The sequence below is a fragment of the Saccharomonospora iraqiensis subsp. paurometabolica YIM 90007 genome (genome assembly GCF_000231035.2).
In the GTDB taxonomy this organism is placed as follows: domain Bacteria; phylum Actinomycetota; class Actinomycetes; order Mycobacteriales; family Pseudonocardiaceae; genus Saccharomonospora; species Saccharomonospora paurometabolica.
The window spans coordinates 39,489-40,601 of record NZ_KI912255.1 but is presented as its reverse complement, the minus strand read 5'-3'; the positions used below and the strand labels follow the sequence as shown (position 1 = coordinate 40,601).

Annotated in this window: 2 pseudogenes; both read left to right on the top strand. The window is 73.9% G+C overall.

The window, feature by feature from the left end:
- Nucleotides 1-375, top strand: a pseudogene (locus SACPADRAFT_RS0218710) (DAK2 domain-containing protein); the annotation flags it as partial.
- 18 nt (nucleotides 376-393) lie between these two features.
- Nucleotides 394-1,113, top strand: a pseudogene (locus SACPADRAFT_RS0218705) (ATP-dependent DNA helicase RecG); the annotation flags it as partial.

Genomic DNA, 1,113 nt, shown 5'->3' with positions numbered 1-1,113 from the left:
GACCGGCGGGCGGGCGCCGACGACGTCGCGATGGCGGAGGCCGCCGCCGCCACCCGGCGCGGTGAGCTGGTGGTGGCCGACCGGGACGCGATCACCTGGCGGGGGCGGGCCGCGGCGGGGGACCTGGTCGGGCTGATCGACGGCGAGGTCGTGCTCATCGAGCCCGGGCGGGACCCCGACCGGGCCGCACTCGACGTGCTCGACACGATGCTCGCGGCGGGCGGCGAGCTGGTCACCCTGCTCGTCGGCGCGGACGCACCCGCCGACGTCGGGGACACGATCGGCGAGCGGTTGCGCGCCACGCGCCCCGAGGTCGAACTGGTGTGCTATCCCGGAGGGCAGACGGATACGTTGCTGCTGATGGGCGTGGAATAGGAGAGGGTGGCGAGTGCCGTGGCCGTGCTGAGTGACCGGTTGACGTCGGTGGTCGGGTCCCGCACCGCCGAGGCGCTCGCCGGCGCGCTCGACCTGCACACGGTCGGCGACCTGCTGCGGCACTACCCGCGCCGCTACGCGCGCCGCGGGGAACTGACCGACATCGCGGGGCTGGAGATCGGGGAACACGTCACGGTCCTCGCCCGCGTCGAGGACGTGCGCAAGCGGCCGATGAAGGCGCGCCGGGGCTCGATCCTGGAAGTGACGATCACCGACGGACAGCGCCGGATGTCCTGCGCCTTCTTCGGCAACCAGGCGTGGCGCGAGCGGGAGCTGCGCCCCGGCCGGTCGGGGTTGTTCGCGGGCAAGGTCAACGTCTTCCGCCGGACGCTGCAGCTGGCGAACCCGGAGTACGAGCTGATCGACGACAGCGCCGAGGGCCTGTCCACCGTGGACGACTTCCTCTCCGAGATCATCCCGGTGTACCCGGCGGCGCAGGGGTTGCCGTCGTGGCGCATCGGCAAGGCCGTCCGGCAGACGCTGGAGGTGCTCGACGCCGAACCGGACCCGTTGCCGGAGGCCGTGCGCACCGAGCAGGGGCTGATCACCGTGTTCGAGGCGCTGCACGCGATCCACCGGCCGCCGACGCAGGACGCCCTCGACGCGGCCCGCGCCCGGTTGACGTGGGACGAGGCGCTGGCGGTGCAGCTGGTGTTCGCGCGACGGCGCCGCGCGGCC